Raw genomic sequence first — 22,253 nt, forward strand, 5'->3', positions numbered from 1 at the left:
CCGCAGCCCAGCGGGGATAAATCCCCTCGCCACAATAGGGCCCGACTGGCTAACGCGGGTCGACGATATCCAGCGCTCGATTGGCCAACAACTCGCTCAAGTCAATCATCTGCGCCACGCCGAGCGCGACATGCCGCCGGGAGCCTTCCAGGTCGAACGCCAGATCGTTGACCATGGCACTGGCCGAGGCCAGGGTTTCGCTGAGATTTGCTAGTAGACACTCGGTGTCGAGGGTATCGATGACGGTGAAAACTTGAGTTGAGGTTTTGGGTTTGGGTTTGGGTTTGGGTTTGGGATCAGGGTGGGCGCCCAGATGGTAATCGAGTGATCGGTCTGCGGCCTCTTGGAGCTTTTCTGGATCGGGGTCGTTGTAGGGGAAGGTGCTCTCTGATGGCGAAGAAGGATGATGTTTTTTCATAACGGCGCTCCTGCATCAATTGGAGCCCGAGACATGGGTCTGGGCGCTGGCGCCTAACGAATTCGGTGGGCTTGCAGTCCCGGTCGCTGAGTTGGCAGCGACCTGAACAGGCTAGATTTACCGCTTCCGAGCAGCAACCTTAAAACCTCGTCGGAAAAGTCGTCGCGTCTGTCAGACCGGCCACAAATTCTGTGGGAGCAAGGCTTGCCCGCGATGGCGGCCTGACAGCCGGACAGGGGTTTGTTGATTGTGTACATATCCATTGCTGCGGTAACGGCGGCTTAGGGTTCCGCTTTTACAGCGGGTCACTTTCGAAAAGCGCGAAAGTAACCAAAGCGCTCCTGCCCCACCACTCGGCACCTCGCTTAGGCTCGGTGTGCCCTCACTCCGGCATTGCTCCGTGGGCCCGCCGCGAAGGGCCATCCATGGCCCAGCGCGGCTATCCCGGCATCCATGCCGGGATGCCCACTGCGCAACGCCTGCGTTCGGCCAGCGTGGTTAACGGGGCGCCGAGATCAACGTCCTTCGCGAGGCGGCCTGACAGCCGGCCTGATTTTTTGGTGATCGCGTTCCTCCTGTGGGAGCGAGCCTGCTCGCGATGGCGGTGGATCAGCCTGCATCAGCGTTGGATGTGCCGACGTCTTCGCGAGCAGGCTCGCTCCCACAATTGGATCGGAACACGGCCGGAGAGACAGGTCGGCTATAAGGCCGTCTTCGCGAGCAAGCCCGCTCCCACAATTGGATCGGAGTACGGCCGGAGAGACAGGTCGGCTGTCAGGCCGCCTCGCGAGCAAGCTGTGCTCCCACAGATCTGCAATGGATATGTACCCGCTCCCACAGGGATTACATCCATACAATCCGATTTTTGCCGTTCGATAATCGCCCAAAACCCGCAAACGGCAATTGAACCGATCCCGGGCCGCCCATCACCATCGCTCGCACAAAACCAATAACAACAGGTTCGATGCCATGCCCACACGCCCCGCCTCACCCGGCTGATCCTCGACAGCCTTCACGCCGCTGGTTCCACCGTACCGTCTGCAACCCAAGGTTGCGGCAACGACCCGCTTCGTCCACAAAAACTAGAGACACGCCCATGAAACCGACACAGCACTTTTTCCCCAGCCTCATTGCCGTCGCCCTGACCAGTACCGCCCTGCCCGTTCTGGCTGCGGAGTCGGGGTTTGTCGAAGACGCCAAGGTCAATCTCAACCTGCGCAACTTCTACATCAACCGCAACTTCACCAACCCGGATAACGCGCAAAGCAAAGCCGAGGAATGGACCCAGAGTTTCATTCTCGACGCCAAGTCCGGGTTTACCCAGGGCACGGTGGGTTTCGGCATGGACGTGCTGGGCATGTACTCGGTCAAGCTCGACGGCGGCCGTGGCACTGCCAATACCGGCTTGCTGCCGGTGCATGATGATGGCCGTCCGGCCGATGACTTCGGTCGCCTGGGCGTCGCGCTCAAGGCCAAGGTGTCGAAAACCGAACTGAAAGTCGGCGAATGGATGCCGGTGCTGCCGATCCTGCGCTCTGACGACGGCCGCTCCCTGCCGCAGACCTTCCGCGGCGGTCAGGTCACCTCCACCGAGATCAACGGCTTGAGCCTGTACGGCGGCCAGTTCCGCGCCAACAGCATGCGCAACGACGCGAGCATGGAAGACATGTCCATGAACGGTCGTGGTGCGTTCCTCTCCGATCGCTTCAACTTCGGCGGCGGCGAATACGCCTTCAACGACAAGCGCACCCAGGTCGGCGTCTGGTACGCGGAACTGTCGGACATCTACCAGCAAAAATATTTCAACCTGACCCACAGCCAGCCCATCGGTGACTGGACCCTGGGCGCCAACCTGGGCTACTTCATCGGCAAGGAAGAAGGCAGTGCCCTGGCGGGCGACCTGGACAACAAAACCGCCTTCGCCATGCTCTCGGCCAAATACGGTGGCAACACCTTCTACGTCGGCCTGCAAAAACTCAGCGGCGACGATGGCTGGATGCGCGTCAACGGCACCAGCGGCGGCACCCTGGCCAACGACAGCTACAACTCCAGCTACGACAACGCCCAGGAAAAATCCTGGCAAGTGCGCCACGACTTCAACTTCGCCGCCGTCGGTGTACCGGGCCTGACCCTGATGAACCGCTACATCAGCGGTGACAACGTGCACACCGGCACCATCACCGATGGTAAGGAGTGGGGCCGTGAAAGCGAACTGGCCTACACCGTACAGAGCGGTGCGTTGAAGAGCCTTAACGTGAAATGGCGGAACTCGACGATGCGCCGGGACTTCAGCACCACTGAGTTCGATGAAAACCGCTTGATCGTCAGCTACCCGATCAGCTTGTTGTAAGAGCCAGCATGGATGGAGGCCGTACCAGTGTAGGTGGGGAGCTTGCTCGCGATGGCGTCATCTCATTCAAGATCGATGCAAGCTGACCCACCGCTTTCGCGGGCAAGCCCGCTCCCACAGGGGGGTTGGGGTGGATGCAGATCCCATGACCACTCAAAATCAGTGTGGGAGCGAGCTTGCTCGCGAAGGCGGCCGCACATTCAACATCGTCGCAAGCTGACCCACCGCTTTCGCGGGCAAGCCCGCTCCCACAGGGGATTTGGGGTGGGAGCAGATCCGGTGACCGCTCCCACAGAGGACTAGCGGTGGTTCTCAAGCCCGTGATTCGACGCCCAGCTCATCCCACACCGACTCGGCCAGGTGGAAGGTGGCGTTGGCCGCCGGGATACCGCAATAGATAGCACTCTGCATGATCACTTCCTTGATCTCGCTGCGGCTCACGCCGTTATTGGCGGCGGCGCGCAGGTGCAGTTTGAGTTCTTCGTTGCGGTTCATGCCGATCAGCATGGCGATGGTGATCAAGCTGCGGGTGTGGCGCGGCAGACCCTGGCGGGTCCAGATGTCGCCCCAGGCATGACGGGTGATCATCTCCTGGAATTCACTGTTGAACTCGGTCAAGGCATCGAGGCTGCGATCGACATGGGCATCGCCCAGCACCGCGCGGCGCACTTGCATGCCTTCGTCGTAACGTTGTTTCTCGTCCACAAAAAAGTCCTCAGGCACGGTCAGAGTCAAGCAGGAAATCCAATACTCGCGCGCTGAACGCAGCGCCGGCCTGGACGTTGGATAAATGCGCGGCGTAGAACTCGGCGTACTCGGCCCCGCTGACCCGTTCCTGGATGAAGTGCCCACCCGACGGCGGTGTCACCGCATCTTCAGTGCCGGCCACCACCAGCAGCGGTAAGCGGATCGAAGACAGTTGCTCACGAAAATCGGCATCACGCACCGCCGCACAGTTGGCCGCGTAGCCCTGGGGCGAAGTGGCGGCGAGCATGTCGGTGATCTTCTTCACCGTCGCGGGTTGGGCCTCGGCAAAGTCAGGGGTAAACCAGCGGGCAACCGAAGCATCCCGCAGCGCTACCATGGCCGCCTGGCCGTCACGGAGTACGGTTTCAATGCGCGGATTCCACACCGAGGGGTCGCCGATCTTCGCGGCAGTGTTGCACACCACCAGTTTGTGCAGCCGCTCGCCGGCATTGATCCCCAGCCATTGGCCGATCAATCCGCCCATGGACAACCCGCAAAAATGCACCTTGTCGATGTTCAGCTGATCGAGCATCGCCAGCACGTCGCGGCCCAGTTGTTCGATGCTGTACGGCCCTTCAGTCACCAATGATTGACCGTGGCCGCGCGTGTCGAAACGCAGCACGCGAAAGTGCTCGCTGAACGCCGCGACCTGCACGTCCCACATGTGCAGATCGGTGCCCAGGGAGTTGGAAAGCACCAGCACCGGGGCGTCTTGCGGCCCATCGAAGCAATAATTCAGTTCGCCTTCGGCGAGTTTGACGAATCCCACAACAATCTCCTTTCAAGCGTTCAAGGCAAGGTGTTCAGCTACTGCGCGAGCGACCCAGGTCTGGGCTTGGCCGAGGTAGTGGGCAGGGTCGAGCAAATCATCCAACTCAGTGGCGGACAACTGCGCGGTGACCTGAGGTTCATCCCCCAGCACCTGCCGCAAATGGCGCTGCTCGGCCACGGCACGTTTGCAGCATTGCTCCAGCAGATGGTGCGCGGTGTCGCGCCCCACGCGCTGGGCCAGGACGATGCTCACCGCTTCGGCCAGCACCAGTCCTTGAGTCAGTTCCAGATTACGGGCCATGCGCGCCGCGTCCACTTCCAGCCCTTCGGCCAGCAGCCGCGCCTGTTGCAGGGCGCCGGACACCAGGCAGCAGATATCCGGCAGGGTTTCCCATTCGGCGTGCCACAGGCCCAGGCTGCGCTCATGCTCCTGGGGCATGGCGCTGAACAGCGTCGACAACAAACCTGGCACCCGCGTCGCCGCGCCGATCAGCACCGCCGCGCCCACCGGGTTGCGCTTGTGGGGCATGGTGGACGAACCACCCTTGCCCGGGGCCGAAGGTTCGAACGCTTCGCCGGCCTCGGTCTGCATCAACAGGCTGATGTCGCGGCCCAGTTTGCCCAGGCTGCCGGCGATCAAACCCAGCACCGAGCCGAACTCCACCAGGCGATCACGCTGGGTGTGCCATGGCTGTTCCGGCAGGTTCAGTTGCAGCTCGGCGGCCAGGGCTTCAGCAACGGGCAAGGCGTGTTCACCCAAGGCGGCGAGGGTTCCGGAGGCACCACCGAATTGCAGCACCAGCAAGCGCGGCTTGAGCTCATTCAAGCGTTGCCGGCTACGGGTGATCGCCCCCAGCCACCCGGCGATTTTCATGCCCAGGGTCACCGGCGTGGCGTGCTGCAGCCAAGTGCGCCCGGCCAGTGGCGTAGCGGCGTAGTGTTCGGCTTGTCGGGCCAGGGTGACGGCCAACTGCGCCAGCTCGCCTTCGATCAGCCCCAGTGCCTGGCGCAGTTGCAGCACCAGCCCGCTGTCCATCACGTCCTGGCTGGTCGCACCCAGGTGCACGTAGCGCTCGGCTTCGGCGTCCTCGGCGGCGATGCACTTGCCCAACGCCTTGACCAACGGGATCGCCGAATTACCGGCGCTGGCAATCGCTTGGCTCAATGCCGAAAAATCATAAAGTTCGGCGCGGCAGGCCTGTTCAATCGACGCCACGGCGCTTTGGGGAATCAAACCCACCCGCGCCTCCGCCCGGGCCAGTGCCGCCTCGACGTCGAGCATGGCCTGTACCCGGCCCGCATCGCAGAACACCTCGCGCATGTCGCGGGCGGTGAAGTAGGCATCGAACAGCTGATTGCCCGGTCGTTCGTTCATAAACAGTCCTTGGGAAGGTGAGGCGAGAGAAATTGCTGTGGCGAGGGGATTTATCCCCGCTGGGCTGCGCAGCGGCCCCCAAAGCAGCAACACAATCTGTCGGACAGACCCGGTTGCTGATACTTAGGGCCGCTTCGCGCCCCAGCGGGGATAAATCCCCTCGCCACAATGACTCAAACAAGCCTCAAATGATCAGGTGGATTCAAAGGTCATGGTGCAAATACGCCGGTTGCTTGGGCAGGCGCAGGCTGAACAGGAACGCCACCACCATCATGACCGTGACATACCAATAAAAGGCGTTTTCCATGCCCTGGGCTTTCAGGCTCAAGGCAACGTACTCAGCCGAACCGCCAAAAATCGCATTCGCCACCGCGTACGCCAACCCTACCCCCAGCGCTCGCACTTCGGGTGGAAACATTTCTGCTTTCACCAGGCCGCTGATGGAGGTGTAGAAACTGACGATCGCCAGCGCCAGCGTAATCAGCACAAACGCCAGAAACGGACTGCTGATGCTTTTCAGCGTCAGCAGGATCGGCACTGTGCACAACGCCCCCAGAGCGCCGAACCAGAGCATGGAGTTACGTCGGCCGATCTTGTCCGCCAGCATGCCGAACAACGGCTGCATGCACATGTACAGAAACAGCGCGCCGGTCATGATGTAGCTGGCGGTCTTGGCGTGCAGGCCGGCAGTGTTCACCAGGTATTTCTGCATGTAAGTGGTGAAGGTGTAGAAAATCAACGAACCGCCGGCGGTGTAGCCCAGCACGGTGATGAACGCCGCCTTGTGGTCGCGAAACAGCGCCGCGATGCTGCCGGCGTCTTTGTTTTCGCGCATTTCCTTGCTGCTGGTTTCCTTGAGGGAACGACGCAGCACCAGTGAAATCAGCGCCGCCGCCGCGCCCACCACGAATGGGATCCGCCAGCCGTAGGCACGCAGTTCGTCTTCATTGAGAATCTGTTGCAGGACTACCACCAGCGACACCGCCAGCAGTTGCCCACCGATCAGCGTCACGTACTGGAACGAGGCAAAGAAACCGCGCTGGCCCTTCAGGGCGACTTCGCTCATGTAGGTGGCGGTGGTGCCGTATTCGCCGCCGACCGACAGGCCTTGCAGCAAGCGGGCAAGCAACAGCAGCACCGGCGCCCAGACGCCGATATCCTTGTAGGTGGGCAGGCAGGCGATGAGCAACGAGCCGAAGCACATCATCAGCACCGAAATCATCATTGAATTCTTGCGCCCGTGACGGTCCGCGACCCGGCCGAAGATCCAGCCGCCGATGGGCCGCATCAGGAACCCGGCGGCGAACACACCCGCCGTGTTAACCAGTTGCACGGTGGGGTTGTCGGACGGAAAGAACGCCGGCGCAAAATAGATCGCGCAGAACGCATAGACATAGAAGTCGAACCATTCGACCAGGTTGCCGGATGAGGCACCGACGATGGCGAAGATGCGCTTGCCGCGCTCTTCGCCGGTGTAGTGGCTGGTTAAGGTGGTCATGGGTTATTCACTCTTGAGGACTGGACAGAGTCTAGACACACTTTGTAACAGTCCCGTTCCACAAACAGACATTGAAGCGCTAGCGCCAGTGTGGACGCCATCGCGAGCAAGCTCGCTCCCACAGGGTTCATGCCATTGCTGTGGTCCTGCGAGCTCCCGCTGGCTTGTCCCGTAGGAGCTGTCGAGCGAAGCGAGGCTGCGATCTTTCCACAAGCGCTTGGTCCCAAATGAAAGATCAAAAGATCGCAGGCTTCGCCAGCGCCTACAAAACCGGCGGGCGCTTGCTCCCTCGCCACAGGAAAATCATGACTCAGTAATCGAAGAACACCGTCTCGGCATCCGTCCCCTGCAGGATCACGTTCCATTGGTACACACCCGACGCATCGGGCTTGGTCACCAGAGTGGCGCGCCGCTCTTCGGGCACGCAGGCCAGCAGCGGATCGGTTTCATTGGCCTGTTCACCATCGAAATAGATTCGCGTCAGCAAATGCTTGACCAGACCGCGGGCAAACACCAGTACCACCAGGTGCGGTGCTTGGGTCGTGCCGCCCAAGCCCGGCACGGTGCCCGGCTTGATGGTGGTGAAACGAAAACGCCCTTCGGCATCCACCGGCACCCGGCCGAAGCCTTCGAAGTGGGGGTCCAGGGGTTTGTCCTGGTCGTCTTCCGGGTGCGCGTATTTTCCGGCGGCGTTGGCCTGCCAGACTTCCAGCATCGCGTCGTTGACGAACTGGCCGTTGCCGTCGATCACTTGCCCGGTGATCGCTACGCGTTGGCCGAGGGTTTGGGCGACAGTCAGGTCTTCGCGGTTCAGCCAGGTCAGGCCGATGTGGTAGTAAGGGCCAACGGTGTGAGACGTGGTGGCGGTGAGCGTCATCTTATTTCTCCATCGGCGTGGCATCGCGGCCGCGCAATACGATGTCCCAACGATAACCGAGGGCGTAGTGAGGAATGGTTTTTTCCAGGTCGAAACGGGCGATCAGGCGTTCCTTGGCGCTGGTGTCCGGCACGCAGTTGTAGATCGGGTCGTAGGCCAGCAGCGGGTCGCCGGGGAAATACATCTGCGTCACCAGCCGCGTCAGAATGCTCGGCCCGAACAGTGAGAAATGGATATGCGCCGGGCGCCAGGCGTTGTGATGGTTGCCCCACGGGTAGGCGCCGGGCTTGATGGTCTGGAACTGGTACCCACCGTCAGCGTCGGTGACGGTGCGACCGGTGCCGGTGAAGTTCGGGTCCAGCGGCGCGTCATGGTTGTCACGGTCATGGTTGTAGCGACCGGCAGCGTTGGCCTGCCAGATTTCCACGAGGATGCCTGGCACAGGCTGGCCGTGCTCATCCAGCACGCGCCCGTGAATGATGATCCGCTCCCCCAGTGGCTCGCCGGCATGCTGGGCAGTCAGGTCGTTATCCTTCTCCTGCAGGCGATCAGCACCTACGGTCGGGCCGGTGATTTCCGACAGCGAATGGGGCAGGAACACCAACGGCTTTGAAGGCGAGCGCAGGTTGGTGGACTGGTACGGCGGGTGCAGGTACTCCGGCTGGGTGCCCGCTTGGGGGCGACGATAACCAGGCTTGTCAGTCATGAAGCATTCCTCGGTTTCTTATGAGTAGAACGACGCGTCAGACGCGTTCGATTGCCAACGCCAGCCCCTGGCCGACGCCAACACACATGGTCGCCAGGCCCTTCTTGCCGCCGGTCTTTTCCAGATGATGCAGCGCCGTCAGCACCAACCGCGCTCCGCTCATGCCCAGCGGATGACCGAGGGCGATAGCGCCGCCATTGGGGTTCACCTGCGGCGCGTCGTCCGCCAGCCCCAGCTCGCGCAGCACCGCCAACCCCTGGCTGGCGAAGGCTTCGTTGAGCTCGATGACGTCAAAGTCGGCGACCGCCAGGCCGAGGCGCTCAGTAAGTTTGCGCACTGCGGGCACCGGGCCGATGCCCATCACCCGTGGGGCCACACCGGCACTGGCCATGCCTAACACTTTGCCCCGCGGCGTCAGCCCGTGTTTCTTCACCGCTTCGGCCGACGCCAGGATCATAGCCGCCGCGCCATCATTCACGCCCGAGGCGTTGCCGGCGGTGACGGTTTTGTCCGGACCGTTGACCGGCTTGAGTTTGCTCAAGGTCTCCAGCGTCGTGTCGGCGCGAGGATGTTCGTCCTGCTCGACCACGGTTTCGCCTTTCTTGTGGGCGACGCGCACCGGGACGATTTCTTCGGCGAAATACCCTGCGGCCTGAGCGGCCGCCGTGCGCTGCTGACTGCGCAAGGCGAAAGCATCCTGGTCAGCGCGAGACACCGCGTAATCATCGGCCACGTTATCGGCGGTCTGGGGCATCGCGTCCACGCCGTATTGGCTTTTCATCAACGGATTGATAAAGCGCCAGCCGATGGTGGTGTCCTCCAGCTTCATGTTGCGCGAGAACGCGGCATCGGCCTTGCCCATCACGAACGGTGCGCGGGACATCGACTCCACCCCGCCGGCGATGGCCAATTCCATTTCGCCGCTGGCGATGGCGCGGAAGGCCGTGCCGACGGCGTCCATGCCCGAGGCGCAAAGACGGTTGAGGGTCACGCCGGGAATGCTCTGCGGCAGGCCTGCCAGCAGCAACGCCATGCGCGCCACGTTGCGGTTGTCCTCCCCGGCCTGGTTGGCGCAGCCGAGAAACACTTCGTCCACGGCATTCCAATCCACCGACGGGTTGCGCTCCATCAGCGCCTTGATCGGTACGGCGGCCAGGTCATCGGCGCGCACGGCGGACAAACCGCCACCGAAGCGACCGATGGGGGTTCGAATCGCATCACAGATATAAACGTCGCGCATCACGCTTCTCCCGGTGCCTGACCGTGGGCCGCGGCAGTACGTGCTTCGAGATCGCGCAGGGCGCGCAGCTCTGTTTCGGTCGGCTCGGCAGTGGTTTGCACCTGGTCGGCAAAACGAATCGCCCAACCGGTGGCGGCAACGACTTGCTCGCGGGTTACGCCGGGGTGCAGCGCGGTGACCACGAACTCATGGCTGCCGGCTTCCGGCTCCATGATGCACAAGTCGGTGATGATACCTACGGGGCCAGCGCCCGGCAGGCCCAGGCGTTTACGGGAATCACCGCCCTCGCCGTGACCGACCGAGGTGATGAAATCCAGCTTGTCGACGAACGAGCGCGCCGACTGCTTGAGGATGATCAGCACGCTCTTGGCCGAACCGGCGATTTCCGGGGCGCCGCCGGCACCCGGCAAGCGGACTTTCGGTTGATGGTAGTCACCCACCACCGTGGTGTTGATGTTGCCGAAACGGTCGACCTGGGCTGCACCGAGGAAGCCGACGTCGATGCGTCCGCCCTGCAACCAGTAGCGAAAAATCTCACCGGTGGGTACGACTGTATCTGCGGTCTCAGCCAGCTCACCATCACCGATGGACAGCGGCAATACGCTGGGCTTGGCGCCGATTGGACCGGACTCGTAGATCAGGACCACATCCGGCGAGGAGGTCAGCCGCGCCAGGTTGGCCGCCTTCGATGGCAAGCCGATGCCCACGAAGCACACGGCGTTGTTCTTCAGCCGGCGGGCTGCGGCAACGGTCATCATTTCGTTGGTGGAGTACGTCATTATTTCGCCTCCGAAGTGGCTGCCAGTCGGGCCTGGAATTCACTGAAATCTCGGGTGCCGTGGATGTATTCGTTGATCCAGGCGGTAAAGGTCTCACGGTCCCGGGCGATCGGATCCCACGCCTGGTAGAAACGGTTGTCACGCTCGGTGTAGCCGTGGGCGTAGGACGGATGAGCGCCACCCGGTACGTGGCACACCGCGCTTAACGCCCAGGTCGGCAGGACGCAGGCGTTCATTGGTGCGTTGAGGTCATCGACGATTTCTTCCACGGTGACGATGCAGCGCTTGGCGGCCAGGGCGGCTTCTTTCTGCACGCCGAGAATGCCCCACAACAGAACGTTGCCCTTGCGGTCGGCCTTTTGTGCGTGGATCACCGTGATGTCCGGGCGTACCGAAGGCACTGCGGCAAGGACTTCCCCGGTGAAGGGACAGGTCACGCTTTTGATCAGCGGATTGACCTTGGGCAGGTCAGAGCCGGCGTAGGCCCGCAGCACCGCGAATGGCAAGCCCGAGGCCCCGGCGACGTAGGCATTGGCCAGGTCGGCGTGGCTGTGCTCTTCGATCTCCAGCGGGTGCGGCCATTGTTTTTCCACGGCATCGCGCAGCCGGTGCAGGGAGCCCACCCCAGGATTGCCACCCCAGGAGAAAATCAGCTTGCGAGCACAACCGGCTCCGATCAACTGGTCGTAGATCAGGTCAGGCGTCATCCGCACCAGCGTCAGGTCTTTCTTGCCCTGGCGAATGATTTCATGACCCGCCGCCGTCGGAATCAGGTGAGTGAAGCCTTCGAGCGCGACGGTATCGCCGTCATTGACGAATTGCTTCACTGCGTCGTGCAGCGAAAGGATTTCAGCCATGGGGCAGGCTCCCGTTTTTCAGTAGACCAAGATGAAGAAAAAGGCGCGAGGTTAAGCGCCGGAGTGACTGAAGATTAAGCTGAGGGAAAACGCCAAACAATCCGATAATCGACTGAGTGTTCGTTTATCGAACAGATTGTTGTTTGGCTAACGACTTATCCAAGTACACAGAGACCCCTGTGGGAGCGGGCTTGCTCGCGAATGCGGTGGGTCAAACAAAATAGTGCTGCCTGACAAACCGCATTCGCGAGCAAGCCCGCTCCCACAGGGGGTCATGTCACTGCTTCACGTCGCATCCGCATGGCTGACCATGCCCTTGATCACCACCGCCGCCGTCGCCAAGGCCGCTGGAATGACCAGGGCGGTCAGGACCTGTTCGAAGTTCCAGCCCAGGCCCAACAACGTCGCCCCCATCCAGGCACCGAGGATCGCGCCGAAACGGCCGATGCCGAGCATCCACGAGACACCGGTGGCCCGGCCTTGGGTCGGATAGAACCGCGCCGCCAGCGACGGCATCGCCGATTGCGCGCCGTTGACGCACATGCCGGCCACCAGCACCAACGTGGCGAGCAAGGTAATGTTGCCCAGACTCTGCCCGACCGCGTAGGCAAATATCCCAGCCATCAAGTAGAAAATGCCGATGACCTTGTGCGGATTGAACCGGTCCATCGCCCACCCCACCCCAACCGCGCTCAATACGCCGCCGAACTGAAACAACGCCCCGATAAATGCCGCCTGCTCCATGCTCGCGCCGCTGTCGCGCATCAGCGTCGGCAACCAGCTGGTCAGCAGGTAAACAATCACCAACCCCATGAAGTAGGTCAGCCACAACAATAGGGTTCCGGCGCTGTAGGTGCCGGAGAAAATCACCGCCAGCACGTTGCGGGCTTTCACAGTTTTTTGTTCCGGCACACTGAAACTCGCCGCCTGGGCAACGGTGTGCGGATCGATCGGGGCCAAGGTCTTGCGCACCTTGTCTGTGCCACGGTTGCGCACCACCAGATAACGGGCCGACTCCGGCAACCAGAACACCAACACCACCGCCAGGATCAACGGCAGGATCCCGCCGATCAGCAGCAGGCTGTGCCAGCCGAACGCCGGTATCAACTTGGCCGAAATAAACCCGCCGCCAGCCATGCCCAGGTTGAAGCCGCAGAACATGCTGGTCACCAGCAACGATTTTTTACGTTCCGGGGTGTATTCCGACAGCAAGGTGGTCGCATTCGGCATGCCGGCCCCCAACCCCAGGCCGGTCAGAAAACGCAGCACCAGCAATTGATCGATAGTGGTGCTGTAGGCCGATGCCAGGCTGAACGCGCCGAACAGTACGACCGCGCCGACCAGCACAACTTTTCGGCCGAAACGGTCTGCCAACGGACCGGAGCCGAGGGCACCGAATACCATGCCGATCAGCGCCGCACTCATGACCGGGCCCAGGCTGGCCCGATCAATGCCCCAGTCCTGGGAGAGCGCCGGGGCGATGAAGCCCATGGCCGCCGTGTCGAGGCCGTCGAGAAAAACAATCAGGAAGCACAGAATCACTACTCGCCACTGATAGCGCGAGATGGGTTGAGCGTTGATGAAGGACTGCACGTCGAGGCAATTGCCTACGGAGGTCTGGGGTTGGTTCATCTTGTTTTTATTCCACGCAAGAAAACGCAGGCGAACAGAGGCCCGGCAATAAACCGCAAGGCTGTAAGAAAGGTGTTGGGTTAGCGGGCGATCTGGGACGGACAGGCCGGTCGATCGTCAACGTGAAGGCCGCAGGAGGTATGCATGACAGGTGTGCCTCTCATTATTATTGGGTCGCCATCCATCGGTCGAGTCAGGCTCGGCCACGCCGGATGACGCTGCCGCGACATTAATGATCCGAGGCAAATAACGTCAATTCACCCGAGACGACTGTGTGCGTTTATCGAACAGCTTAAGTGAACAGCTGCGCGCTCAAGTCACGGCTAGCGCCCAACAGGCCCGGCAGGAAGCGCTGTTCCAGTTCATTGCGGCTGACCCGTCCGGCATGGGTACTGACATTCAACGCCGCCACCACCTGGCCGGAGGCGTCGTAGACAGGCACGGCAATCGAGCGCAGCCCCTGCTCCAGTTCCTGGTCGACAATGCACCATCCCTGCTGCCGCACTTCTTGCAAACACTCCAGCAAAGCCTGGGGAGTGTGCAGGGTCCGGCTGGTCTTGGCCTGCAGGTCGGCATGGTCGAGGTAATCACGCAAGGAAGCGTCGTCCAGCGCCGCCAGAAGAATTCTGCCCATCGAGGTGCAATAGGCCGGCAGGCGTCCACCGACAGACAGATCCACGGATATCAGCCGCTGAGTGGTCGCCGAGCGGGCAATATAGAGAATGTCGTCACCTTCCAGCGTCGCCATGTTGCAGGCCTCATGCAACTGCTCACTCATTCGGTCCAGATACGGCTGCGCGGACACGGCCAGGGGCGTCGATGACAGATAGGCATGACCCAGGGTCAATACTTTGGGCAACAACGAATAGGTCCGGCCGTCGGTGGTGGCGTAGCCGAGTTTGATCAACGTGTGCAGGCAACGTCTGACGGCGGCGCGGGGAATTTCCGTGCGGTGGCTGATCTGAGCGATGGTCAGGTGCCGTTTACGCTCCTGAAACGCCTGGACCACGGCCAACCCACGGGCCAGGGACGTCATGAAGTCCGGGTCACCGGTCAGGGCCTGGATGCGCTTGGCCGGCGAAGCAACGATGGGTGGCGCTACAGAAGCGAAGGCGTTGCGCAATTGGTCGTTCATATCTGGTCCTTCCCGGGGAATGGCGGCTATTACAAGCGGCTGCCCGCTGCACAGACAAGGGGCTGGCTTCAGCACCGTTCGATTATCGAACCATCAACCGATAATCGCAATCAAAGCTCCTCCCACCCGCCTTGCTTTTGTGTGAAGGGTTGATAAATAAGTAATGACGCCACGATTATTGAACATAGTGCGTGCCAGGAGCGTGGATAGCGACATTGTCTGGGATTGCCCGAAACCTAATTGCCACAAGTTGCACATACAAATATTGATTCACACAACAACAGATTCTTTTAACTTTTCCCGATAGTGTTCTTCGGACAGGCCGCTATAATGCCCCTCAGTGACGGTGCGGCAATCGACCGCTCCCGTCCGCAGGCATTGCAGGTTTCTATCCTGCGTGGTGCCGGCAGCCGGTGCCCGAAGCACCCGGATGGCGCTTCCCCCGTATCGGCGTTATACGAAACTCCTGATGCTACGTCAGCTGTCAGCTCTGGTGCCGTGGCCGTCTGCATGTCTACATGCAGTGCGTATCACCAGACCCATTCAAACCATTAGGTAATACTGTGACGAAAGACGAACTGCGCGCGGAACTTGAGCGCCAGGAACAACGTTACAAGGAAGTTTACGGCGGGGAAATCACCACCTACGCCGCGCAACCTGAACCGGAACGCAAACCCTGGCGTAAACGCGCCACCGTTCAGGACCAGGCCTTTACCCAGGAACTTCAGAAAATGGAACAGGAACTCAAAGCGGAAGAGCGATAATCCTCAGCGCTTGATGTTCTTATGAAGGGGTATCCGGCCGACACCCTGGCCGGCCCGTACCGGACGCCCGCCATGAGCGGGTCGCCATTTCCCCGACAACGGTCGAGGAATGGCCATGGCTTACCTTCTTTTCAGATTTTTCGCACAACCGCTTGAGGCTCTTTCAACGACGAGCGGCCCCTTGCCTGGCGCGCTTTCCGCTCCCGAATCAATGGGTTGCGCAACCCGCTAAACGCCAGGGTTCGAAGGGGTGTCTGCAAATTATTTCGTTGAAGAATGTTACCGATGAGCAGGCAATGCATCGATTACCGAGGTTTTCTGGCATAATCGCGCCCCCTTACGACCGGGTCAGAAAACCTTCATGATCGATTTATTTAGCGGACTGGATGCTTGGGTGCTTGTGAGCCTCTTGCTCGCCCTGGCCTTTGTCCTCGCCTTCGAGTTCATCAACGGCTTTCATGACACCGCAAACGCGGTGGCCACTGTTATCTACACCAAAGCGATGCCGCCTCATCTGGCGGTGTTCTTTTCCGGTGTGTTCAACTTCCTCGGCGTGCTGCTGGGCGGTGTGGGCGTGGCGTATGCCATCGTTCACCTGCTGCCGGTAGAGCTGCTGATCAATGTGAACACTGGACACGGGCTGGCCATGGTGTTTTCGCTGCTCGCAGCGGCCATCACCTGGAACCTGGGCACCTGGTACTTCGGTATCCCGGCCTCCAGCTCTCACACGCTGATCGGTTCGATCCTCGGCGTGGGCCTGGCCAACGCGCTGATCAACGATATCCCGTTGGCCGACGGGGTGAACTGGCAGAAAGCAATCGATATCGGTGCCTCCCTGGTGTTCTCGCCCATGGCAGGCTTCCTGATTGCCGCCCTGGTATTGATTGGCCTGAAGTGGTGGCGACCGCTGTCAAAGATGCACAAAACGCCGGAACAGCGCCGCAAGATCGACGACAAGAAACACCCGCCGTTCTGGAATCGCCTGGTGCTGGTCATTTCAGCCATGGCCGTGAGCTTTGTCCACGGCTCCAACGATGGCCAGAAAGGCATCGGCCTGATCATGCTGGTGCTGATCGGTATCGTACCTGCACAGTTCGTGCTTGACCTGAACAGCACCACCTACCAGATCGAGCGGACCCGCGACGCGACGCTGCACCTGAGCCAGTTCTACCAGCGCAACAGCGAATCGCTGGGTGAATACCTGGCGCTGGGCAAAAGCGTCGAGGGCGATCTACCGGAGAAATTCCGCTGCAACCCGCAGCAGACCGAGCCCACCATCGCAGCGCTGCTCGACACCCTCAAAGGTGTAGCGGATTACCATTCGCTGCCGTCGGAAAGCCGCATTGAAGTGCGTCGCTACCTGCTTTGCCTGGATGACACGGCAAAGAAGGTTGGCAAGTTGCCTGGCCTGGCAGCCCGTGAAAAAGACGATCTGAACAAGCTGCGCAAGGACCTGACCGCGACCACCGAATACGCCCCGTTCTGGGTGATTCTGGCAGTCGCCCTGGCCCTGGGCCTGGGCACCATGGTCGGCTGGAAGCGTGTGGTGCTGACCATCGGTGAGAAGATCGGCAAGCAAGGCATGACCTACGCTCAAGGTATGTCGGCGCAAATCACCACGGCGTGCATGATCGGTGCGGCGAACATCTTCAGCCTGCCGGTTTCCACCACCCACGTACTGTCGTCCGGCGTGGCGGGTACCATGGTCGCCAACAAGAGCGGTCTGCAAAGTGGCACGGTACGGACCATCCTGCTGGCCTGGGTACTGACCTTGCCGGCCACGGTGGCCCTCTCGGCCGCGCTGTTCTGGCTGGCGTCCAAGGCCCTCGGCAGCTGATACCAGCGGCTCAAAAAGAAGGTGCGATCCTTGCGGATCGCACCTTTTTTTATGCCCAGAACCACCACTTTGTGGGAGCGGGCTTGCTCGCGAAGACGTCGGATCAGTGACCGTACAGAGGCTGACACACCGCTTTCGCGAGCAAGCCCGCTCCCACAAGGAAAGTGGTGTAGGCCCTGAAAAAAATCCCAAAAAAAAGGGCGACCGAAGTCGCCCAAAATGCCTTGCGTGCTCGTTGTCGCTGGAAAGACCTATGGCTTTTTGCGCTTGTGTGCATCTTTCCAGATGAATAATCCAAAGCCGGCGAAAAACACGAACATGAGGCCGACGGTCAACACTCCGGCAAACACCACATTATCGAAAAACATGACTGGCCTCCTGGTCTTGCCCCTGTTGCGATGGGTTCAAGTTAACCAATCAGGCCTGGATGAAAATTGACCGGAGTCAATAACGCTCGCGACGCGGCGAATAAGGAGGGGAAATAACTGATCTGTATCAATGAATGGAGGGGGGGTTAGCGCTTTTTTGGTTTTTTCTTGGTTTTTTTCTGGGGTTTGCCCAACGGCATGGCTTGCTCAAAAGCCTGGCGGACTTCGTTAAGGCGCTTTTCGTTGAGGTCGTGAACGCGTTTGGCGCGCTCAGCGCTGAGGTCGATCAGTTTGTCGTCTTGGCTCATGGCGTGTCGGCATCGTGCGGTAAATGGCGGATGCGCCCATGATGGCGGCTGTTGGCGGTGTTGACCAGCCTGCAGGTGTCGGCAAAGCCTGGATCAGACCTGAATATCGACCCACAAGCCCTGACGCTCCTCTCCCTCTATCAGCGGCACCACAGGCACGGTGTTATCGGCGTTCAGTTCAGTACCCGGTACGGCCAGGTGCGCTTCAGGATCTTCGTCGGCTTCGCGGCGGCGCTTGTGGCGTTCCTGCTGGCGCTGTTGCTCCTCGCGCAGCAACAGCGCAGCCTCCTCCGGGTCGCGATTTTTCAGGTCGATGGTGCTTTCATTGGAGCTTTGCTGCACCGGGACCACGGGCGGTATGTCCGGTCGCTGGCGGACCGGATCCTGTTGAGCGGTGATGGGGACAGCGCTCAAAGGGAGCATGGGTGGCAACATAAAGGTCTCCTGTCTTCAGGTTGTCGGCTGAGCGAGGAACAGCTTGAACCGCTGGTCTGAAACTTGTGACCCGGTTGGCATTATCACAATAGGCCGGGCCGAGCTTGTTTGATCACTTAGCACACTTAAGTTCCGCACCGCCGGTAAGTAATCCATGCTCATGGCGAGCCGATGTCTACGTAAATCCTTTGGTCTGAGGGATCATTCCGTTAAGATAACCGGCTTTTTCAAGGCGGGAGTCAGGCAGCATGGCGCAGCAGTATCAACCGGGGCAACGCTGGATCAGTGACAGCGAAGCCGAGCTGGGTTTAGGCACCGTTCTGGCACAGGACGGCCGCTTGTTGACCGTGCTCTATCCGGCCACTGGCGACACTCGCCAGTACGCGCTACGGAATGCGCCCCTCACCCGCGTGCGGTTTTCGCCGGGCGATGTGATCACTCACTTCGAAGGCTGGAAAATGACCGTGCGTGAAGTCGACGATGTCGACGGCCTGCTGGTCTACCACGGCCTCAATGGGCAGAACGAAGTGGTCACCCTGCCGGAAACCCAGCTGTCGAACTTTATCCAGTTCCGCCTGGCCAGCGACCGTCTGTTCGCCGGCCAGATCGACCCGCTGGCATGGTTCTCCCTGCGCTACCACACCCTGGAACACACCAGCCGCCAACTGCAATCCCCGCTCTGGGGCCTGGGCGGCGTACGTGCCCAGCCCATCGCCCACCAATTGCACATCGCCCGTGAAGTGGCCGACCGCATTGCGCCGCGGGTATTGCTGGCGGACGAAGTGGGCCTGGGCAAGACCATCGAAGCCGGTCTGATCATCCACCGTCAACTGCTCTCCGGCCGCGCCAGCCGCGTGTTGATCCTGGTCCCGGAAAACCTTCAGCACCAATGGCTGGTGGAAATGCGCCGGCGCTTCAACCTGCAGGTCGCCTTGTTCGACGAAGAACGCTTCATCGAAAGCGATGCCAGCAACCCGTTCGAAGACACCCAACTGGCCCTGGTGGCGCTGGAGTGGCTGGTGGACGATGAGAAGGCCCAGGACGCGCTGTTTGCCGCCGGCTGGGACCTGATGGTGGTCGACGAAGCCCACCACCTCGTCTGGCACGAAGATCAGGTCAGTCCGCATTACGCCCTGGTCGAACAGCTTGCCGAGACAATACCCGGCGTGCTGCTGCTGACCGCGACCCCGGAACAGTTGGGCCAGGACAGCCACTTCGCCCGTCTGCGCCTGCTGGACCCGAACCGCTTCCATGACCTCAAGGCCTTTCGCGCCGAGAGCGAAAACTATCGCCCGGTGGCCGAGGCCGTGCAGGAGCTGCTGGACAAGGGCCGTCTCTCGCCCGAGGCGCACAAGACCATTCACGGTTTCCTGGGGAACGAAGGCGAAGCGCTCCTGACCGCCGTCAATGATGGCGATGTCGAAGCCAGCGCCCGTCTGGTCCGTGAGCTGCTGGACCGTCATGGCACCGGCCGCGTGCTGTTTCGCAATACGCGCGCCGCCGTGCAGGGTTTCCCTGAGCGCAAGCTGCACGCCTATCCGCTGCCATGCCCGGATGAGTACCTCGAACTGCCCTTGGGCGATCACGCCGAGCTGTACCCGGAAGTCAGCTTCCAGGCTCAGCCGGACGCCAGCGAAGAACAGCGCTGGTGGCGTTTCGACCCGCGGGTCGAGTGGCTGATCGACACGCTGAAGATGCTCAAGCGCACCAAAGTGCTGGTGATCTGCGCCCACGCCGAGACCGCCATGGACCTGGAAGATGCCCTGCGCGTGCGTTCCGGCATCCCGGCGACGGTGTTCCATGAAGGCATGAACATCCTGGAGCGCGACCGCGCGGCGGCTTACTTCGCCGACGAAGAGTTCGGTGCCCAAGTGCTGATCTGCTCGGAAATCGGCAGCGAAGGCCGCAACTTCCAGTTCGCCCACCATTTGGTGTTGTTCGACCTGCCGTCGCACCCAGACCTGCTGGAGCAGCGTATTGGCCGTCTGGACCGGATCGGCCAGAAGCACACCATTGAGTTGCATGCGCCGTATCTGGAGACCAGCCCGCAAGCGCGGCTGTTCCAGTGGTATCACGAGGCCCTGAACGCGTTCCTCAATACCTGCCCGACCGGTAACGCCTTGCAGCATCAATTCGGCCCGCGCCTGCTGCCCTTGCTGGAAGAGGCCGATGACGGCCAGTGGCAAGCGTTGATCGACGAAGCCCGCGCCGAACGCGAACGTCTGGAGGCCGAGTTGCACACCGGTCGCGACCGTCTGCTGGAGCTCAACTCCGGCGGCGCCGGTGAAGGCGACGCACTGGTGGAAGCCATTCTCGAACAAGACGACCAGTTCGCCCTGCCGATCTACATGGAAACGCTGTTCGATGCGTTCGGCATCGACAGCGAGGACCATTCGGACAACGCGCTGATCCTCAAGCCGAGCGAAAAAATGCTCGACGCCAGCTTCCCGCTGGGCGACGACGAAGGCGTGACCATCACCTACGACCGCAACCAGGCGCTGTCTCGCGAAGACATGCAGTTCATTACCTGGGAGCACCCGATGGTGCAAGGCGGCATGGACCTGGTGCTGTCCGGTTCCATGGGCAATACCGCCGTAGCGCTGATCAAGAACAAAGCCCTCAAGCCCGGCACCGTGTTGCTGGAACTGCTCTACGTCAGTGAAGTGGTTGCCCCGCGCTCCCTGCAATTGGGCCGTTACCTGCCGCCGGCCGCCCTGCGCTGCCTGCTGGACGCCAACGGCAACGACCTCGCGGCCCGCGTGTCGTTCGAGACGTTGAACGATCAATTGGAAAGCGTGCCCCGGGCCAGCGCCAACAAGTTCATCCAGGCCCAGCGTGACCAGCTCTCGCCACGGATCAACGCCGGTGAAGAGAAGATCGCCCCGCGTCACGCCGAACGCGTGGCCGAAGCCCAGCGTCGCCTGGCCGCCGATACCGACGAAGAACTGGCGCGCCTGACCGCCCTGCAAGCGGTCAACCCGACGGTACGCGACAGCGAACTGGTGGCTCTGCGCCAACAGCGTGAGCAAGGTTTGGCGATGCTTGAGAAAGCGGCGCTGCGCCTGGAGGCCATTCGCGTATTGGTGGCGGGCTGATTGCCACTCCCTGAAGGCTGTCTGGATTCAACTGTGGCGAGGGAGCTTGCTCCCGCTGGGCTGCGAAGCGGCCCCTTTTTTGGGGGGCGCTGCGCACTGGAGCGCCAGCCCGGTCCAGCGGGAGCAAGCTCCCTCGCCACGATATCCAGCGCCTCGCTTCAAGGACTGTAATACCCCACCGCCACCAGGAAATGCCCGACTTTCTTCAGGTACGCGTGCTTGTCCTCGACCTTGTCGGTCACCGGGTTCTTCCAGCGGTACTCGTACTCTCCCTCGTCCTGTTTCTCGATCAGCGCCAGTATCGGCTCGCCCACCGGTTTGCCATCCGGGTCCTTGACCCTGGTGAAATCGGTATTGATCAACCGCAGGTTGGTGCCGTGGCCGACATAGCGCCGGGTATTGAGGTCGACGACAAAGACATACAGGTCATCCTGCAGGTAACCGCCCTTGAGGGAGTTGATCGCCATCAGCGTGGGTTTTTCGTTTTGCATCAGGTCGCTCGAAGCCTTGTCCAACAGCGCGCGGGCCTGCTCGGCGGAAGCCCGTGGCAGGTAGTAGCCGACGGCCAGGATTCGCTCGCCGACGCGCTGGAAATACACATGCTTGCGCTCGACCTTGCCGTCAGCCCAGTTCCGCCAGCGATACTCGGCCTGTTGGATGCCACTGGCCTCGGGCGTTTTCAAGGCGTCCTTGAAGGCTTTGCGCAAGTCCGGTCCCAGGACCTCTGAAACGTCTCGCCCGATCAGCGCCGAAGAAGGACCGCCGCTGGCGAGCATCACACCTTGGGTATCCACCACGAAAACGTAGCGATCCTTGTCGACGAACTCCCCTTGGCGGCTGAACGCGGCAAACGCCTTGTCACCCTTGTCGTGGTAATAGGCCAGGGCCTTTTCCAGCAGTGCTCGGGCCGCCTGGCCGTCATCCGGAGTGGCCGCCAGCACCTGTGCCACCCCCAGCATCAGCATTGCGCCCAGCCAGGCAATCTTGTGAAAAAAACCCATACGCGCGTCCTCGTTCTTGTTGGTGTTTCAAGAGCGTAGACGGCATGGGGTGATGTAGGA

General features: G+C 61.1%; 20 protein-coding genes. 4 read left to right on the forward strand and 16 right to left on the reverse strand.

All coding sequences use genetic code 11. The features are described from left to right. Positions 1-49: 49 nt before the first annotated feature. Complete coding sequence (locus tag AAIS01_RS13590; protein ID WP_343469380.1) at positions 50-418, reverse strand: DUF6124 family protein; 369 nt, start codon at positions 416-418, stop codon at positions 50-52. Between the two features lie 1,096 nt (positions 419-1,514). On the opposite strand from AAIS01_RS13590, the gene AAIS01_RS13595 reads away from it, so the two are divergent. Then, positions 1,515-2,768, forward strand: a complete 1,254-nt coding sequence (locus AAIS01_RS13595) for an OprD family porin (RefSeq protein WP_343469381.1) — start codon at positions 1,515-1,517, stop codon at positions 2,766-2,768. 312 nt (positions 2,769-3,080) lie between these two features. On the opposite strand, the gene pcaC is transcribed toward AAIS01_RS13595, so the two are convergent. The 11 genes from pcaC to pcaR form a co-directional block, all read right to left on the reverse strand. Continuing rightward, complete coding sequence (pcaC, locus tag AAIS01_RS13600) at positions 3,081-3,473, reverse strand: 4-carboxymuconolactone decarboxylase (protein WP_343469382.1); 393 nt, start codon at positions 3,471-3,473, stop codon at positions 3,081-3,083. Positions 3,474-3,483: 10 nt separating this feature from the next. Further along, positions 3,484-4,284, reverse strand: a complete 801-nt coding sequence (gene pcaD, locus AAIS01_RS13605) for a 3-oxoadipate enol-lactonase (protein WP_343469383.1) — start codon at positions 4,282-4,284, stop codon at positions 3,484-3,486. Between the two features lie 12 nt (positions 4,285-4,296). After that, positions 4,297-5,661: a 3-carboxy-cis,cis-muconate cycloisomerase gene (locus AAIS01_RS13610; protein WP_343469384.1), complete on the reverse strand. Its 1,365-nt coding sequence runs from the start codon at positions 5,659-5,661 to the stop codon at positions 4,297-4,299. Positions 5,662-5,863: 202 nt separating this feature from the next. Continuing rightward, positions 5,864-7,159: an MFS family transporter gene (locus tag AAIS01_RS13615; protein WP_343469385.1), complete on the reverse strand. Its 1,296-nt coding sequence runs from the start codon at positions 7,157-7,159 to the stop codon at positions 5,864-5,866. Positions 7,160-7,469: 310 nt separating this feature from the next. Continuing rightward, positions 7,470-8,036: a protocatechuate 3,4-dioxygenase subunit alpha gene (gene pcaG / locus AAIS01_RS13620; protein WP_343469386.1), complete on the reverse strand. Its 567-nt coding sequence runs from the start codon at positions 8,034-8,036 to the stop codon at positions 7,470-7,472. A 1-nt stretch (position 8,037) separates the two neighbouring features. Then, positions 8,038-8,742: a protocatechuate 3,4-dioxygenase subunit beta gene (pcaH, locus tag AAIS01_RS13625; protein ID WP_343469387.1), complete on the reverse strand. Its 705-nt coding sequence runs from the start codon at positions 8,740-8,742 to the stop codon at positions 8,038-8,040. A 37-nt stretch (positions 8,743-8,779) separates the two neighbouring features. After that, positions 8,780-9,985: a 3-oxoadipyl-CoA thiolase gene (gene pcaF / locus AAIS01_RS13630; protein WP_343469388.1), complete on the reverse strand. Its 1,206-nt coding sequence runs from the start codon at positions 9,983-9,985 to the stop codon at positions 8,780-8,782. Further along, complete coding sequence (locus tag AAIS01_RS13635) at positions 9,982-10,764, reverse strand: CoA-transferase subunit beta (RefSeq protein WP_343469431.1); 783 nt, start codon at positions 10,762-10,764, stop codon at positions 9,982-9,984. The genes pcaF and AAIS01_RS13635 overlap by 4 nt, the downstream gene beginning before the upstream one ends. Continuing rightward, on the reverse strand, positions 10,761-11,618 hold the full coding sequence (locus AAIS01_RS13640) for a CoA transferase subunit A (protein WP_343469389.1): 858 nt from the start codon (positions 11,616-11,618) through the stop codon (positions 10,761-10,763). The genes AAIS01_RS13635 and AAIS01_RS13640 overlap by 4 nt, the downstream gene beginning before the upstream one ends. A gap of 285 nt (positions 11,619-11,903) precedes the next feature. Next, positions 11,904-13,250: a 4-hydroxybenzoate transporter PcaK gene (pcaK, locus tag AAIS01_RS13645; RefSeq protein ID WP_343469390.1), complete on the reverse strand. Its 1,347-nt coding sequence runs from the start codon at positions 13,248-13,250 to the stop codon at positions 11,904-11,906. A gap of 292 nt (positions 13,251-13,542) precedes the next feature. Then, positions 13,543-14,385: a pca regulon transcriptional regulator PcaR gene (gene pcaR / locus AAIS01_RS13650; RefSeq protein WP_092397150.1), complete on the reverse strand. Its 843-nt coding sequence runs from the start codon at positions 14,383-14,385 to the stop codon at positions 13,543-13,545. A gap of 563 nt (positions 14,386-14,948) precedes the next feature. Here pcaR and AAIS01_RS13655 point away from each other — a divergent pair. Beyond that, positions 14,949-15,149: a hypothetical protein gene (locus AAIS01_RS13655; RefSeq protein ID WP_047228318.1), complete on the forward strand. Its 201-nt coding sequence runs from the start codon at positions 14,949-14,951 to the stop codon at positions 15,147-15,149. Between the two features lie 361 nt (positions 15,150-15,510). Continuing rightward, a complete protein-coding gene (locus AAIS01_RS13660) occupies positions 15,511-16,986 on the forward strand; it encodes an inorganic phosphate transporter (protein WP_343469391.1) in 1,476 nt (491 codons plus the stop codon). Positions 16,987-17,237: 251 nt separating this feature from the next. Here the strand turns inward: AAIS01_RS13660 and ccoM are convergent, their stop codons facing one another. The 3 genes from ccoM to AAIS01_RS13675 form a co-directional block, all read right to left on the reverse strand. Beyond that, positions 17,238-17,354 carry a cytochrome c oxidase subunit CcoM gene (ccoM, locus tag AAIS01_RS13665; protein WP_025212288.1) on the reverse strand — a complete coding sequence of 39 codons (117 nt, stop codon included), beginning with the start codon at positions 17,352-17,354 and terminating at the stop codon, positions 17,238-17,240. A gap of 146 nt (positions 17,355-17,500) precedes the next feature. Then, positions 17,501-17,662, reverse strand: coding sequence for a hypothetical protein (locus tag AAIS01_RS13670; RefSeq protein ID WP_343469392.1), 162 nt, complete (start codon positions 17,660-17,662; stop codon positions 17,501-17,503). A 93-nt stretch (positions 17,663-17,755) separates the two neighbouring features. Then, a complete protein-coding gene (locus AAIS01_RS13675) occupies positions 17,756-18,097 on the reverse strand; it encodes an aspartate-semialdehyde dehydrogenase (protein WP_092397144.1) in 342 nt (113 codons plus the stop codon). Positions 18,098-18,345: 248 nt separating this feature from the next. Between AAIS01_RS13675 and rapA the strand changes: the two genes are divergently transcribed. Then, the gene (gene rapA, locus AAIS01_RS13680) at positions 18,346-21,192 is read left to right on the forward strand and encodes an RNA polymerase-associated protein RapA (protein ID WP_214916598.1); all 2,847 of its coding nucleotides are present in this window, start codon (positions 18,346-18,348) and stop codon (positions 21,190-21,192) included. Positions 21,193-21,350: 158 nt separating this feature from the next. Here the strand turns inward: rapA and AAIS01_RS13685 are convergent, their stop codons facing one another. Beyond that, positions 21,351-22,193 carry a cache domain-containing protein gene (locus AAIS01_RS13685; RefSeq protein WP_343469393.1) on the reverse strand — a complete coding sequence of 281 codons (843 nt, stop codon included), beginning with the start codon at positions 22,191-22,193 and terminating at the stop codon, positions 21,351-21,353. Positions 22,194-22,253 lie beyond the last annotated feature (60 nt).

It is taken from the genome of Pseudomonas halotolerans, assembly GCF_039581215.1.
In the GTDB taxonomy this organism is placed as follows: domain Bacteria; phylum Pseudomonadota; class Gammaproteobacteria; order Pseudomonadales; family Pseudomonadaceae; genus Aquipseudomonas; species Aquipseudomonas tehranensis.

Coding starts and splice junctions, on each gene's coding strand:
- AAIS01_RS13590 (WP_343469380.1), bottom strand. CDS start 418: ATGAAAAAACATCATCCTTCTTCGCCATCAGAGAGCACCTTCCCCTAC.
- AAIS01_RS13595 (WP_343469381.1), top strand. CDS start 1,515: ATGAAACCGACACAGCACTTTTTCCCCAGCCTCATTGCCGTCGCCCTG.
- AAIS01_RS13610 (WP_343469384.1), bottom strand. CDS start 5,661: ATGAACGAACGACCGGGCAATCAGCTGTTCGATGCCTACTTCACCGCC.
- AAIS01_RS13615 (WP_343469385.1), bottom strand. CDS start 7,159: ATGACCACCTTAACCAGCCACTACACCGGCGAAGAGCGCGGCAAGCGC.
- pcaG (WP_343469386.1), bottom strand. CDS start 8,036: ATGACGCTCACCGCCACCACGTCTCACACCGTTGGCCCTTACTACCAC.
- pcaH (WP_343469387.1), bottom strand. CDS start 8,742: ATGACTGACAAGCCTGGTTATCGTCGCCCCCAAGCGGGCACCCAGCCG.
- AAIS01_RS13640 (WP_343469389.1), bottom strand. CDS start 11,618: ATGGCTGAAATCCTTTCGCTGCACGACGCAGTGAAGCAATTCGTCAAT.
- pcaK (WP_343469390.1), bottom strand. CDS start 13,250: ATGAACCAACCCCAGACCTCCGTAGGCAATTGCCTCGACGTGCAGTCC.
- pcaR (WP_092397150.1), bottom strand. CDS start 14,385: ATGAACGACCAATTGCGCAACGCCTTCGCTTCTGTAGCGCCACCCATC.
- AAIS01_RS13660 (WP_343469391.1), top strand. CDS start 15,511: ATGATCGATTTATTTAGCGGACTGGATGCTTGGGTGCTTGTGAGCCTC.
- ccoM (WP_025212288.1), bottom strand. CDS start 17,354: ATGTTTTTCGATAATGTGGTGTTTGCCGGAGTGTTGACCGTCGGCCTC.
- AAIS01_RS13670 (WP_343469392.1), bottom strand. CDS start 17,662: ATGAGCCAAGACGACAAACTGATCGACCTCAGCGCTGAGCGCGCCAAA.
- AAIS01_RS13675 (WP_092397144.1), bottom strand. CDS start 18,097: ATGTTGCCACCCATGCTCCCTTTGAGCGCTGTCCCCATCACCGCTCAA.
- rapA (WP_214916598.1), top strand. CDS start 18,346: ATGGCGCAGCAGTATCAACCGGGGCAACGCTGGATCAGTGACAGCGAA.
- AAIS01_RS13685 (WP_343469393.1), bottom strand. CDS start 22,193: ATGGGTTTTTTTCACAAGATTGCCTGGCTGGGCGCAATGCTGATGCTG.